Annotated in this window: 13 protein-coding genes; 8 read left to right on the forward strand and 5 right to left on the reverse strand. The window is 42.6% G+C overall.

The window, feature by feature from the left end; genetic code table 11:
* Positions 1 to 10: 10 nt before the first annotated feature.
* The 3 genes from L4C32_RS10715 to L4C32_RS10725 are packed head-to-tail and all read right to left on the reverse strand — an operon-like array spanning position 11 to position 2,775.
* Positions 11 to 679, reverse strand: a complete 669-nt coding sequence (locus L4C32_RS10715; RefSeq protein ID WP_428196870.1) for a SanA/YdcF family protein — start codon at positions 677 to 679, stop codon at positions 11 to 13.
* A gap of 17 nt (positions 680 to 696) precedes the next feature.
* On the reverse strand, positions 697 to 1,032 hold the full coding sequence (locus tag L4C32_RS10720) for a DUF3392 domain-containing protein (RefSeq protein ID WP_428196885.1): 336 nt from the start codon (positions 1,030 to 1,032) through the stop codon (positions 697 to 699).
* 54 nt (positions 1,033 to 1,086) lie between these two features.
* A complete protein-coding gene (locus L4C32_RS10725; RefSeq protein ID WP_428196871.1) occupies positions 1,087 to 2,775 on the reverse strand; it encodes an NAD-dependent malic enzyme in 1,689 nt (562 codons plus the stop codon).
* A 273-nt stretch (positions 2,776 to 3,048) separates the two neighbouring features.
* On the opposite strand from L4C32_RS10725, the gene L4C32_RS10730 reads away from it, so the two are divergent.
* Together L4C32_RS10730 and L4C32_RS10735 are read left to right on the forward strand one after the other, a co-directional pair.
* Positions 3,049 to 4,035, forward strand: coding sequence for a lipid A deacylase LpxR family protein (locus L4C32_RS10730; RefSeq protein ID WP_428196872.1), 987 nt, complete (start codon positions 3,049 to 3,051; stop codon positions 4,033 to 4,035).
* Positions 4,036 to 4,075: 40 nt separating this feature from the next.
* The gene (locus L4C32_RS10735; protein WP_428196873.1) at positions 4,076 to 4,654 is read left to right on the forward strand and encodes a TPR domain-containing protein; all 579 of its coding nucleotides are present in this window, start codon (positions 4,076 to 4,078) and stop codon (positions 4,652 to 4,654) included.
* A gap of 79 nt (positions 4,655 to 4,733) precedes the next feature.
* Here the strand turns inward: L4C32_RS10735 and nrfA are convergent, their stop codons facing one another.
* The gene (gene nrfA, locus L4C32_RS10740; protein ID WP_428196874.1) at positions 4,734 to 6,149 is read right to left on the reverse strand and encodes an ammonia-forming nitrite reductase cytochrome c552 subunit; all 1,416 of its coding nucleotides are present in this window, start codon (positions 6,147 to 6,149) and stop codon (positions 4,734 to 4,736) included.
* Between the two features lie 540 nt (positions 6,150 to 6,689).
* Here nrfA and nrfB point away from each other — a divergent pair.
* From nrfB to L4C32_RS10770, 6 genes are all read left to right on the forward strand, one after another.
* Complete coding sequence (gene nrfB / locus L4C32_RS10745; protein ID WP_428196875.1) at positions 6,690 to 7,295, forward strand: cytochrome c nitrite reductase pentaheme subunit; 606 nt, start codon at positions 6,690 to 6,692, stop codon at positions 7,293 to 7,295.
* A 9-nt stretch (positions 7,296 to 7,304) separates the two neighbouring features.
* Positions 7,305 to 7,994 (forward strand): cytochrome c nitrite reductase Fe-S protein, encoded by a 690-nt coding sequence (gene nrfC / locus L4C32_RS10750; RefSeq protein ID WP_428196876.1) that lies wholly within the window; start codon positions 7,305 to 7,307, stop codon positions 7,992 to 7,994.
* Entirely contained in the window at positions 7,991 to 8,959 is a 969-nt protein-coding gene (gene nrfD / locus L4C32_RS10755; protein ID WP_428196877.1) for a cytochrome c nitrite reductase subunit NrfD, read from the forward strand. Before nrfC ends, nrfD begins: the two co-directional genes overlap by 4 nt.
* 67 nt (positions 8,960 to 9,026) lie before the next feature.
* Entirely contained in the window at positions 9,027 to 10,934 is a 1,908-nt protein-coding gene (locus L4C32_RS10760) for a heme lyase CcmF/NrfE family subunit (RefSeq protein ID WP_428196878.1), read from the forward strand.
* 2 nt (positions 10,935 to 10,936) lie between these two features.
* The gene (locus L4C32_RS10765) at positions 10,937 to 11,470 is read left to right on the forward strand and encodes a DsbE family thiol:disulfide interchange protein (RefSeq protein WP_428196879.1); all 534 of its coding nucleotides are present in this window, start codon (positions 10,937 to 10,939) and stop codon (positions 11,468 to 11,470) included.
* Between the two features lie 15 nt (positions 11,471 to 11,485).
* Positions 11,486 to 11,926 carry a cytochrome c-type biogenesis protein gene (locus L4C32_RS10770; protein ID WP_428196880.1) on the forward strand — a complete coding sequence of 147 codons (441 nt, stop codon included), beginning with the start codon at positions 11,486 to 11,488 and terminating at the stop codon, positions 11,924 to 11,926.
* Positions 11,927 to 12,001: 75 nt separating this feature from the next.
* Here the strand turns inward: L4C32_RS10770 and L4C32_RS10775 are convergent, their stop codons facing one another.
* Entirely contained in the window at positions 12,002 to 13,768 is a 1,767-nt protein-coding gene (locus L4C32_RS10775; protein ID WP_428196881.1) for a sodium:solute symporter family transporter, read from the reverse strand.
* Between the last annotated feature and the right edge of the window lie 205 nt (positions 13,769 to 13,973).

Here is a 13,973-nt window from a genome sequence, read left to right on the forward strand (position 1 = left end):
CTTTGATGGTTTAAGGTTGGTCACCAAAAATAGGCTCTTTAGGACCAAGGAATTTAGGTTGAGCGCCGATGATGAAAAGATCCAAGATCGCCTTACTTCGGGCAAACATCTCTCGAACTCTTAATTTTAGGCTAGCATACCCTTGCGGTGATTGAACGGCTAAACAGACAGCGTTCATATTATAGTGATTAGCAATGAACAGGGCGCGTTCACAATGGAAACGCTGACTAACAATAACCATGCTAGTGAGTTCAAACACCTCTTTGGCACGAACGATCGAGTCTAAAGTTCGAAATCCAGCATAATCTAAGGTGATTCTCTCTTCGGGAACTCCCGCTTTTAATAAGTCCCGCTTCATTGTCCAAGGTTCGTTGTATGAGCGGTGGGCGTTGTCTCCGCTGAGTAGAAAGTCACTGACTTTTTCGGTATCAAACAGTTCAATGGCTGCATCAATACGGTATTGATAGTAAGCATTTAACTGACGGCCAATGTATTTACTGGTGCCGAGAACCAGCGCAACGTCCTGTTCAGGAAGCTGTTCTACGTTTGAGTATATCTGTTCTGAAGTTGTCACAGACATCATGGTATCTATCGATACAACCGCAATGAAAGTGATCATCGGAAGTAAAAGCGCGATTTTAATATAACGCTTAACTCGATGTTTCATCGAACTTTTCATTGAGTGCTTATGCAACCTTAAACTTGTCGATTTTTCTGCGCCCATATACCAATAATAATAAAGGTTGAGCAAACAATAGCAAGCACCATCATCGGTTGAAGTGAGTGAAGCTTAGATGCGAGATAGGGGCTGGCTTTGATTATGAGCAAACCATAACCAAATGCATTAATCAGAATGAAAACACAAGTACGAAGAATAAAGTGTTGTTTACGTAGAGCGGAACGTAGCATGCGGTTGATGTCCCCGCCGATCATGACTAACAAACAGGCAATGGCTGCAGTGGCAATCTCATTGAGATAGGGAGTAAGAAGCGAGCCAGTTTGATTTAGAAAGGATAGGATGGTTGATGTCATCATATGTCCTCAAAAAAGCCAGCAATGATTGCTGGCTTGTTTTTTTGTGTTTATTTAGAAAGCAGTACGACGGTAACGGCGGTATTCTGGTTTCCAAAAGTGACCATCTATGGCTTGCTTAAGCGCAACATCGGTTATCTCTAAAGCGTAGCCTTGCTCCATCGCTTTTTTTGCAACGGCAAAGGCGATCTTTTTCGATACACCATGAATCTCTTCCAGTGGCGGAAGAAGTGCGCCAGCTCCATTGATCGCAAGTGGAGAACATTCAGCCAATGCTCGACTTGATTCCATTAACATCTCATCAGTGACTCTTGAGGCAGACACCGCGAGGACACCAAGACCAATACCAGGGAAGATATAGCTGTTATTACACTGAGCAATAGGGTAAGTCGTGCCATTATAAATAACAGGTTCAAAAGGGCTACCTGTTGCAACGAGTGCTTGGCCATCGGTCCAGCGTATCACATCATCAGGCGTCGCTTCTATTCGACTGGTTGGGTTAGACAATGGGAAGACGATTGGACGTGGGCAGTGTTTGTGCATCTCACGAATAATCTCTTCGCTAAATAGACCAGGAGCACCTGACACACCGATCAGTACGGTTGGTTTTGCATGTCGAACGACATCAAGCAGTGACAGACCGTTTTCACTATGATCCCAATCCGCAGTATTCGCACTCTTTTGAGTTAATCGCTGCTGGAAGTCGAGAAGGTTAGGCATGCCCTCTTGGAGGAGTCCCCAACGGTCAACCATGAATACTTTTGATCGCGCTTCTGCATCGCTAATACCTTCCGATACCATCTGCGCAATGATAGCTTCAGCAATACCACAGCCTGCCGAACCTGCACCTAAAAAGGTAATTCGTTGATCTGATAATTTGCTGTTGGCGGCTTTACAGGCTGAAATCAATGAGCCGACGGTGATTGCAGCTGTTCCTTGAATGTCATCATTAAAACAACAGAGTCTATCTTTATAGCGCTCTAACAGAGGCATGGCATTTTTCTGTGCGAAATCTTCAAACTGAACAAGTGCTTCAGGCCAACGTAGTTGAACTGCTTGAATAAAGGCTTCAAGAAATTCATCGTACTCAGTACCCGTAATACGGGGGTGTCGCCAACCCATGTACATAGGGTCAGCCAAACGTTGAGGATTATTGGTCCCAACATCTAATACAATTGGAAGCGTGTAAGCCGGGCTGATACCACCACAAGAGGTATAAAGTGCTAATTTTCCGATTGGGATGCCCATGCCACCTATCCCTTGATCTCCTAGACCAAGAATACGTTCGCCATCAGTAACCACAATGACTTTGACATTTTGGCTTGAAGCGTTATTTAACACTTCATCAATTCTGTCCCTATTAGGATAAGAGATAAATAGACCACGCCCACGGCGATAAATATTTGAAAAATCCTCACACGCTGCACCAACTGTTGGGGTGTAGATGATCGGCATCATTTCAGTAACGTGGTTTTCAACTAAGCGGAAAAAGAGGGTTTCATTCGTGTCTTGGATATTACGAAGGTAGATATGTTTGTCCATATCTTTTTCAAATTTGCTGTATTGCAAATAAGCACGTTCTGCTTGTTCTTCGATGGTTTCGATCGCATCGGGCAACAAGCCTTCTAGATTAAAAAACATACGTTCTTGGATACTAAATGCGCCACCTTTATTTAACAGTGGAGTACTTAGAAGGGCAGGTCCAGCTAATGGTATGTAGAGTGGTCGCTTGTCATTATTCATTTTATTACTCTGTGTATTGAACTGTGTATTCTCAGGTATTGCTCATCTTTTTTGTAATTGTTTTTGGCGAGCAACAGTAGATACGAGCATCATTGCCGATATCGCTACCTGTTGTATTATATCTCAATATTAGGGTTACTATCCATTATAAACGTATAATGTTTATGAACAGAAACGAGATGTTATAAAGTGTTAAACAATGGTCTGATTTTTGCTTTATTTGATAATGGTCGATTTTTTGACGGTGAAGTCTTAAGTTTTTACAAGGTGTTTATGAAACGAATTATTGGGGTAGTGATTGGGGCAGTGTTATCAACAAACGCTTGGGCCTACAATTCAGGTAGTGTTTCTTTTAATATCGATAATGATGGATTACTGGGTTTTGATCAGGGGTACACCAACGGCGTGTTTTTTACGTTTAACTCGGCATCAACGCCTTCCCTAGCGGGCTCTGCGCCGGCAGGTATTCGTCATGCAGCTATGTTATTGCCTTTTAAGCCAGGAGCGGTTCAAGGTTGGGGGATGGCTGCGGGGCAAAAAATGTGGACCCCTTCTGATATCACAGCAACGGAAGAGATTGAAAATGATAGACCTTATGCTGGCCTGCTATTTCTTGATACCTATCTCTATGAATACTCTCCCGGTTTGGCAAATCGCTATAATTTTATGATAGGTACGGTGGGTCCTAATGCCTACGCGGAAGAGAGTCAAAAATTTGTTCATGATATTGTGGGGTCATCACAGCCGATGGGGTGGGAAAATCAGATTGATAATCAGCTGGTTTTTGATATCGGTTATGAAACGCATCGTCCACTCTTTCGTCAAAATGTAACACTGAATCAACAAGTAGAAACCGCGATCATCGGGCGTGCGCATTTAGGCAACTTTCAGAGTGAAGCTGCAATCGGTGGGGTGGCTCGTTGGGGAACCGGCTTGAGTTCGAGCTTTGGCAGTGTTGGATTCTCACCTGGAAACTATGTGGATATTAGTGTTTTATCATCAAGCCGTAATGGCTACTTTTTCTTTATCGGTGTTGAAGGGCGTTACCGATATAACGATATCACCATTGAGGGTGACCGAGATAAGGGGCAGTACAGCGTGGATATTGAACACTGGCAAGCCACAGGGGTTGCTGGTTTTGTCTACTATCAAGAAAATTGGGGGACGAGTTTAAGTGTGGCGATGAATAGTCCAGAGTATGAACAAGACACGAATTCATCCTCTTCGCTAGGATCTTTTGAGATTTTTTGGCGCTTATAACTGATATAATCATGGTTCACTTTTATAGGGCGTTATGCGCATGAAGCTTAAAAAATCGGCTCTTGTTATCTCTTCTCTAGTGATGATGGTCAGTGTGGGTACTTATGCGGTGCTAGGCAGTTATTCATCACTCAATGCTGCGACTAATGAGACAGAAACACAGTCGTTTGAGCAACTTACAGCCAGTGAAGTCAGAGAGCAGCGTATTGAGAAGCTTCAAGAGCATTTACGCACTGATACTCAAAATGCAGCACTGTGGTTTCAGCTTGGTAATGCGTATATGTATAACAGTGAATTTGATAATGCGGTGATCGTGTTTGATTACGCGTTACGGTTAAATAAAATACCCACCTCGAGTCTATTAGTGGCCAAAGCATCTGCGATCTATTACAGCTCTGGCCAGATAGTGACAGATGACGTCTCTGCCCTTTTAAGCGCGACCATAGAGTTGGAGCCCTATAATCAAACGGCATTAATGATGCTAGCAACCAACGAGTTTATGAATGTCAGATATCAAAAAGCGATTGATATTTGGCAGTCACTACTCGATTCCGATCAACAAGGGTTAGATCGAGTGACAATCATCAACTCAATTAATCAAGCTAAGCAGTTATTGTAAGCGTGTGAAAGTAAGAGGCAGATAGAAGAAAGCCGACCTAGAGGTCGGCTTTGTTAGTTCTGTTGATTACCCATTTATCTTAATAGGTTGCTTCACGCTTTTCAGCTTCAGCTTCCCATTGCGGTACGATGGTTTTTAAGAACTCTTGCTTCTCAGCATTCATCTTATCCATATCCATACCCAGCGCTCTTTGAGCCGCTTCTTTGGTCGAGATATCTGGAATCTGAACGGGGTCAGTAATACCTTTTTTCGCTAAGAGACGAATCAATTTAGTTCGTGCATCTGCCGCGCGTTCAACTGCAGTGCCTAGTACTCTAAGTGCAACTTCAGGGGCGTGCATATGAACACCATGTGAAGCGATTGCATAATCCCAGCGCCACTGTGCGTGTCTGATATCAAGTTGGATATCATCCATTTCAGCTTGAGTTGCTCCGGCTTTCCATGCTGCACCAGCTTCAAAGTGAGCGGCAACAATCTGTTTTTCTGCCAGAAGTTTCATCTCTAAAACTTGTGATTTACGAGTTTGAACGACTTCTTGAAGCATCGCTTTACTTTGAGTGTGACAACTTGCACAGGTATCTTCAAAGCGATCAAATGGATTACCCACCTTATGATCGGTGAACACTTTTCCATCTGCATTTTTCACTTTAGGCATATGACAGTCAATACAGGTCACGTTATTTTTACCGTGAATCCCATCTCTCCAAGTTTCGTAACCTGGGTGCTGAGCTTTAAGCATCGGTGTCTTCGAGACAGCATGAGTCCAATCTTTAAAGCCGATCTCATCATAGTACTGTTCCATTTCATCCACAGAGGTGCCTTTGTCCCAAGGGAACTTAACCGCTTTGGTTGGCCCAGTGAAGTAGTACTCTACGTGACACTGACCACACACCTGTGCTTGTTGGTCTAGACGTGACTGCTTCTCAAAAGGTTTACCGATGGCATTCATCGCTCGTTCAACATAGGGTTTACTCAGCTTTAGAGCTGGCTCGCCATTTTTGAACTCATCACTGCGAGTATCATGACAATCAGCACAGCCAATAGAGTTAACTATTTCAGCACCACCTTTAGCCCACTTACCGGTAAAATAAGCGTCTTCACCATTCTCTTCAATGAATCGGCCAACATCTGGACTCTTACAGCTCCAACAAGCCATAACCATAGGGCCAGTTTTAGCATCTGTAGGGCCGCCGGTTCTTAGGGTGTTACGGAGGTCTTCAATAGTATAAAAATGCCCACGCGCTTTGTTATAGTCTTTGGCAAAACCATAACCAGCCCACATGATCACCATGTTTGGGTCACCTTCTAATGCATCTTCCAGCTCTGTGCTTTCGCTCGTCGCTTTCCACGATTTATATTGTTCTGGATGAGCTTGTTCAAAAGTTTCATTCCGGGGTTCAATTTTTTCATTCGTAGCGTATGCCGTACCACTTAGTAAAAAAGTAGATAGCATCGCTAGAGTAACAGCAGATCTACGGGTCCAGTTCATGCTCACAATGTAGCCTCCAATTTATAATTATTTAATTTGCCAAGCGTTGTGAAAATGGCCATGAAATAAGAATTGGAGATTCATAATTAGGATAGCGTAATTTGAGGAAAAGTAATTTTAAAACAATCATTAAGTTGTCACAGATCAAAATAAAAAATCGTTATATTATAAATGCGATATTTTATGTGAATCTGAAGCCTTAATATACCTATAAAGGGGTATTAATATTGAGCGTTAAAATAAAGATTTATTTAAAGTAATTAAAAATCAATGCGTTACCTATCTAAATCGACCGAGATCACAAAAGAGGAAATAACCTTATAAAATTGGGCGTTATTCTTAAAATGTTTATTTAAATAGATGTAACTATTTATTACACTATATTGGTTAGGCGTTGTGGCTAAACATCCGGAATAAGAATTAGTATCATTTGGCTATGTAATATTAATAAAAATATTAGTAGCTACTAAATAACTAATCATAATAAATATAGGTGTATTTCACTTACTGTAGAATGCAACTTATATGAATATGGAAGGATGTATAATGGGCAATGTCAAATTAGCCATACATACAGTACTCAGTTTTGTTTTCGCGCTCTGTATCTTCGGCTTATCTTTCAATGTCGCTGCAGATACGTCATCAGCACCTGAAAAGGCGGTTGAATCGACAACATCTGATGGACGACATGTGGTTACCTTTAATCGAGATAGTGACTATGCGTGTACGCAGTGTCATAAACAATCGAAAAAAACCCTCCACGGAACTCATGGTGAAAAAGCCTTAGAGAAAATTGGACGAGACCTTAAGTGTGTTGAGTGTCATAACTCTGTTGGTCCTGATCACCGAGATGGCGCACCAAAAGTCACGAAATATACCGCTTCTCAGTCTAAAATCGGCACCGATAAAAACGTGCTATCTCACGATGACATTTTTAAAGCCAACAGCAACTGTACTGACTGTCATAAACCTGAACGATTACAGAAAAAAACCTGGGTACATGATGTTCATGCTCTGAATTTGACGTGCTCGGCTTGTCATGTTGTGCATGCTGACGGTGAACAAGAGGGCATACAAGCGCTCGAACGTAAGTCGCAGATTAAAATGTGTGTCGACTGCCACTCAGACTTTAACTCGATAAAAGAAGAGTAGGGGATTGATATGAGTTGTTCTAGAAGAAATTTTTTAACTGGGGCGGGTGCGGTTATTTTTACCACCGGCGTTGCCAGTACTGCCGCTTTTGGCAGTAAAAAGCTGGTTAATAGCATGGAAGATGGCACTAAGCGTTATGGCATGGTTCATGACGAAAAGGCCTGCATTGGTTGTACTGCTTGTACGGATGCATGTCGTGAAGTGAACAGTGTTCCAGAAGGCGTATCAAGACTTGAAATCGTTCGCAGTGAACCGATGGGTGAACACCCTAATGTTCAATACCAGTTTTCTCGTGTCTCTTGTCAGCACTGCGAAAATGCGCCTTGTGTACATGTCTGCCCTACTGGCGCATCTTATAAAGATCCCGAAACGGGCATTATCGATGTTCATAATGATAAATGTGTTGGCTGTGGTTACTGCTTAGCGGCTTGTCCATATCAAGTTCGATTCTTTAATCCTGAGACGAAATCTGCAGATAAATGTAACTTCTGTCGTGATACCAATCTAAAAGCTGGGAAATTGCCTGCTTGTGTTGAATCGTGTCCGACGAAAGCACTAATCTTTGGTGATTTGAATGATCCTAAGAGTGAAATTAATCAGGTAATTAGCAGTAACGCAGTCTACCGAGATAAAGTCGAACTCGGCACAAAACCTAAGCTGTACAAAGTTGCAGATATCAAAGGGGAGATAAAAGGATGAGTACATTTGTAGACGCCTTTACCTTTGACTCACTCGTTTGGGATTGGATCATCGCTGTTTACCTATTTTTAGCGGGTATGTCTGCGGGCATGGTGATGATTGCGATTTACCTTAAGCGTAAAGTCATCGAAGGAAATCCAGCAGAAAATGGCATAATCAAAGCGACAGCTATATTAGCCCCCTTTGGTATTATTAGTGGGTTAACCATACTTATTTTTCACCTCACCAAACCATTAGCATTTTGGAAACTGATGGTGATGTTTAACATCAACTCAGTGATGTCGATGGGTGTTATTTTGTTCCAGGTATACATGATTATCTTGTTCGCCTGGATCGCCATTATCTTCAAAAAAGAGCTCAGTGATCTGCTGGCTAAGATAATGAATGGACGCTTGGCTTTTGTGGATGATATTGTTAATAAGCTTGAGAAATATGAGAATGGCTTAGAGCTGTTTTTAGGCTTTCTCGCGATAGTGCTTGCCGCTTACACAGGCTTCTTATTATCGGCATTGAAAACTTATCCATTGCTTAACAACCCTGTACTTCCTATTCTGTTTCTTTTCTCTAGCCTCTCTTCAGGTGCTGCGGCATGTCTGATGTTTGGAGTATTAGGGTTTAAAGAGTCTTTGGACAGTGCCAGTGTGAAATGGGTACACCAATTCGAACGTCCAGTCGTATTGTTTGAACTGTTTGTTCTCTTTACGTTTTTTACCGGCCTTATTTTTGGCGGTGGACAGAAAGAAGTGGCGGCTATGGCTGCTATTGGTGGTGGCTTCTGGGCTTCATGGTTCTGGTACGGCGTTATCGGTGCGGGTATGCTGACACCATTGGTACTGAATGCGGTGATTCCAGCTAAAGCTCGCCATAATAAACGCTTTATTTTTATCGTTACCTCGTTAAGTTTGATTGGGGTATTAATGTTACGAACTTTCATTTTGTATGCGGGGCAGATGACGTTAGTATAACCTTGTAGTACATAGAGCCGAGATCGTCTTATCGGCTCTACTTCATCTCTTTATAATAGTGTGACTTATGCTGCCTGAAATTGCTCATTTCTCTTTGATTCTAGGAACATCCTGCGCACTGTTTGCTGCCATTGTTCCAACTATTGGTATTGTCAAAAAACAAGCCTCTCTTAGGGATTATGTTTGGCCACTCAGTTATACGGCATTTGTTTTCATCACGCTTTCTATGATTTTGCTCGGTGTGAGTTTTTCACTGGACGATTTTTCTGTTACCTATATTGCCCAACACTCTAATTCGCATCTTCCTCTCTTTTTTAAAGTCGCTGCCGTTTGGGGAGGGCATGAAGGCTCACTGCTGTTTTGGGTCTTCTCGTTGTCAGGTTGGGCTGCTGCGATTGCCGTCGTTCACCGTAACAGTGATCAAGAATTTATCAGCAGAGTGTTGATCGTACTAGCGCTATTAACCACAGCGTTTGGTTTGTTCACGTTACTGGCTTCAAATCCTTTCGAGCGACTTTTCCCAACACCGTTCGAAGGGCGAGATTTAAATCCGATGTTACAAGATGTCGGTTTGATTTTCCATCCTCCACTTCTTTACCTAGGGTATGTTGGTTTTTCTGGAGCCTTTGCTTTTGCCGTTGCCGCATTGACTATGCCGGATATCAATATTCCATGGCCTAAATGGAGTCGATCTTGGACATTAGGTGCATGGGTGATGTTAACTGGCGGTATATCACTCGGTTCATGGTGGGCCTATTACGAGTTAGGTTGGGGGGGATGGTGGTTCTGGGATCCTGTCGAAAATGCTTCACTATTGCCCTGGTTAACTGGCACGGCGTTATTGCACGCATTAATCACCAGTGAAAAGCGTAAATCTCTAATTAATTGGAGTTTATTGTTATCAATTTTTACTTTTTGCTTGAGTCTTTTAGGCACCTTTGTGGTTCGCTCTGGGGTGTTAACCTCGGTACACGCCTTTGCTGTGGATCCCTCACGTGGTTTAGTGATTCTTTCAATCTTAGCCATCTGTTTGGCCGTTCCACTCACGCTCTTTATGATTCAAGCACCCAAAATCAAACCCGTAAAATTGCAATCAATGATCAGTAAAGAGGTATTGATACTTCTGGGTAACGGCTTGTTGGCCGTCACGACGATCACGGTATTATTAGGGACGTTTTATCCTATGATTTTTCAAATTCTAGGGTTAGGTAGGATCTCTGTTGGTGCGCCATACTTTAATGCTGTATTTGTTCCGTTAACCTTGATAGCAATGTACTTCATGGGATTTTCTTCACTGGTTCAGTGGCAAGTAACAGATAAACAGAGGTTAAAACGCCGAGCAATGAAAATAGCCACTGCCGCCACCTTTGTGAGTAGTATTGCTTTTTTCGCCCTAGGTGAGCAGAGCTCGGCATCTGTCTTTGTTGTGGTTTTTCTCAGCAGTTGGGTGTGTATTTCTTCGTTGAGTACCCTTGTGTCCCTATCAGAGAATACGTTCAACTATCGTTATTTGTCCATGGTATTTGCCCACTCTGGTGTCGCTGTTACAGCAATCGCTACGGTGTTGGTCAGTTATCACTCAAGTGAAGTGAGCAGTAAAATGCATGCGGGCAGCCAAATTGAAATGAATGGGTTGATTTTCTCCTATCTTGAAACGAACTTGCTTGTTGGGCCCAATTACACGGCCGAACAAGCAGTAATAGAAGTGACAGAAGAGAGTAAGGTGATTGCTACTATTCGACCGGAAAGACGCCACTATCCTGTGAGAGTCATGAATATGAGTGAGCCGGGGATTGATTGGGGTTGGAGTCGAGATCTCTATATCACCATGGGAGAAAAAGTAAGCGCGACGGAATATGCGATTCGAATTCAGAGCAAAGTGTTTGTGCGTTGGTTATGGATTGGTTCACTATTAATGATGCTGGGTGGTGTGATCAGCATTGTCTCTCGAAGTAAAAGAAGACAAACGGTATGAAAATGACGCCTAAAATTATTATTCCGAGCGTAATTGTTATCGCTCTAGTTGGGTTTATGTTTGCTGGTTTAAGCAGTAAAGATAATGGAGCGCTACTATCCCCTCTGGCTGGAAAACCCGTGCCTGCCTTTTCATTAACCAGTGTATGGTCTGACACTCAACCATTAGATGCGTCTATTTTTGATGGTGAGGTTACTCTGCTAAATGTGTGGGCGTCGTGGTGCGGGATCTGCAAAAGTGAACACCCATTCTTGTTAAAACTGGCCCAACAGAGCGGACTTAGGATAATTGGATTAAATTATCGTGATGAGCGACAACGTGCCATCGATGTCTTAACCAACACAGGCAACCCTTATCAAGAGGTTATTTTTGATCCTAAAGGGAAGTTAGCGCTGGATCTAGGGGTAATAGGTACCCCAGAAACTTACTTGGTCGATCAAAATGGAACCATTATTATCAGCTATACTGGTGCGTTAAACGAAACGATCTGGGCTGAAAATTTTGCACCTCGAATGAATCAAATAGCGGCGAATTAACAGAAGGAAGTCAGTATGCGTTTGTTGTTGCTTATCGTATTGGTATTTTCCAGCTTCGCAATAGCGGAGGAGAATACACCACTAAATAGTACCTTTGCTCCCAGTGATGCAGAGTTGATTGAACAGGTTGAGACTTTTCAATTTAACAGTTCTTCCATTGAAGCCTCTGCCATTGAGTTAGCTCGAAAGCTGCGTTGCCCACAGTGCCAAAATCAAAACCTGATGGAGTCAAACTCCCCCATCGCGAAAGACCTACGCTTAACTGTTTATCAAATGATCAATGATGGAAAAACCGAGCAGCAAGTCACGGATTTTATGACCAGCCGCTTTGGTGATTTTGTGCTGTACCAACCTCAGTTTGAGCCGAAAATGTATCTGTTATGGTTTGGACCGACCCTACTGTTGATTCTATTTGGCTGGGTAGGGTACCGCAGAGTCCAAAAAGCGATGGGGTAGTGAGAGTATTATAACCAGCTAAAAGGTGCCCACGTTATCAGGGATTCCGCGGGCATAGATAAAGCGATTGTTTATTTAGCTTATCGCTTGATTGGCTAGTCCCTTTGATGAACTTTTAGAAGCATTCACCAGTAAGATGCCTACAGTGAGAACCATTGAACCACAGAGTAGGAATAATAGACGACCTGTTGGTTCATTTGGAATCAGAGCCATGGCTAGAATACCGAAACCTGCTGTGCTGATTAACTTGCCCAGCATAGATCGTTGTTTTGTATCTAGGTTTTTCTGCTCTTCACCTTCTGCGATCAGCGGTGTGTTCCAGTTAACAAACAACTGCTCGACTTCTTTTTCTCGTTCTGGTGATAAACCTTGATAGAAGCGAGAGGTTAGAATGAAATAACCACCAGTAAATACAACATGAGCAGCTAAGCTGAGGCCCACTTTCAAGTCACTCCATTCGCGACCGGTTAAGGCTGTTTCTAGCCCAAACAGATGTTGAACGTCTTCGGCTTGTAGAGCGATACCAAATACGTAAGAGACGACACCACCAACAATCAGCGTTGACCAACCAGACCAGTCAGGGGTTTTTCGAATCCACATTCCAAGTAGCACCGGGATTAACATTGGGAAACCGATTAAGGCCCCTACGTTCATCACGATATCAAACAAGCTTAAGTGGCGCAGTGAATTAATGAATAAACCAATGGAGATGATGATAATTCCCATCATGATCGTAGTGAATTTACTCACAATGACCAACTCTTTTTGCGTGGCATTTTTACGAACAATTGGACTGTAAAAATTCATAACAAAGATACCTGCGTTACGATTCAGACCTGAATCCATAGAAGACATCGTTGCTGCGAACATCGCTGACATTAACAGACCAACCATACCAGCAGGCATAACGTTTTGGACAAATGCTAAGTAAGCTGCATCACCTGCTTTATCACCCATGAATGCGTATTGATTTGCAAAATCAGGCATAAAAGCACTGACATACCAAGGAGGTAAGAACCAAATCAGGGGGCCAACAACCATTAAGATACAAGCAAGCCCTGCTGCTTTACGGGCATTCTCACTGTCTTTTGCACATAAGTAGCGGTACGCATTGATGCTGTTATTCATCACACCGAACTGTTTAACGAAGATGAAAACAACCCAAAGGATGAAGATACTCATGTAGTTTAGGTTGTTACCTAACATGAAGTCGCCGTCAAAGTTAGCAATGATGTTGGTTAAACCTCCACCATGGAAATATGCAGCCACCGCACAGGTAATTGTTACTGCCATGATGACGAGCATTTGCATGAAGTCAGAAGCAACAACCGCCCACGAACCGCCGGTTACCGCCATCAAAACCAGGACTAAACCTGTGACTACTATGGTGGCTTCCATAGGAATATTGAAAACGGCAGCGACAAAAATAGCGAGACCATTTAGCCAGATTCCTGCAGAGATCAAGCTGTCAGGCATGCCTGCCCACGTGAAGAACTGCTCGGACGTTTTCCCAAAGCGCTGACGAATTGCCTCTATTGCAGTGACCACTCGTAATTGACGGAACTTTGGAGCGAAATACATATAGTTCATAAAGTAGCCAAAGGCATTGGCTAAGAATAGGATTACAATAACGAAGCCGTCATTGAACGCGCGTCCTGCGGCACCTGTAAACGTCCATGCTGAAAACTGTGTCATGAAGGCTGTTGCACCAACCATCCACCATAACATTTTGCCGCCCCCTCTAAAATAATCACTGGTTGAGGTTGTGAACTTACGGAACATCCAACCAATAGCGATCAAAAAGAAGAAGTAGGCGAGAACAACAAAAGTATCAATAGTCATTTTTTCAGCCTTTTAAGTTTCAGAGTTAACTGACAATTAGATTACCCTATTTTGAACTTATTTGTATTACAATATGCATTTATCGTGATCTACACCTCTATTTTATTACATTAAATAGTGATCTCAACTACGTTTTATTGCTATAAATAGGGATTTTCTGGGCTAATTGTTAGAATTCAGCATTAATCTATTGATTTTCTATAAG

It is taken from the genome of Aliivibrio kagoshimensis (assembly GCF_050337105.1).
In the GTDB taxonomy this organism is placed as follows: domain Bacteria; phylum Pseudomonadota; class Gammaproteobacteria; order Enterobacterales; family Vibrionaceae; genus Aliivibrio_A; species Aliivibrio_A kagoshimensis.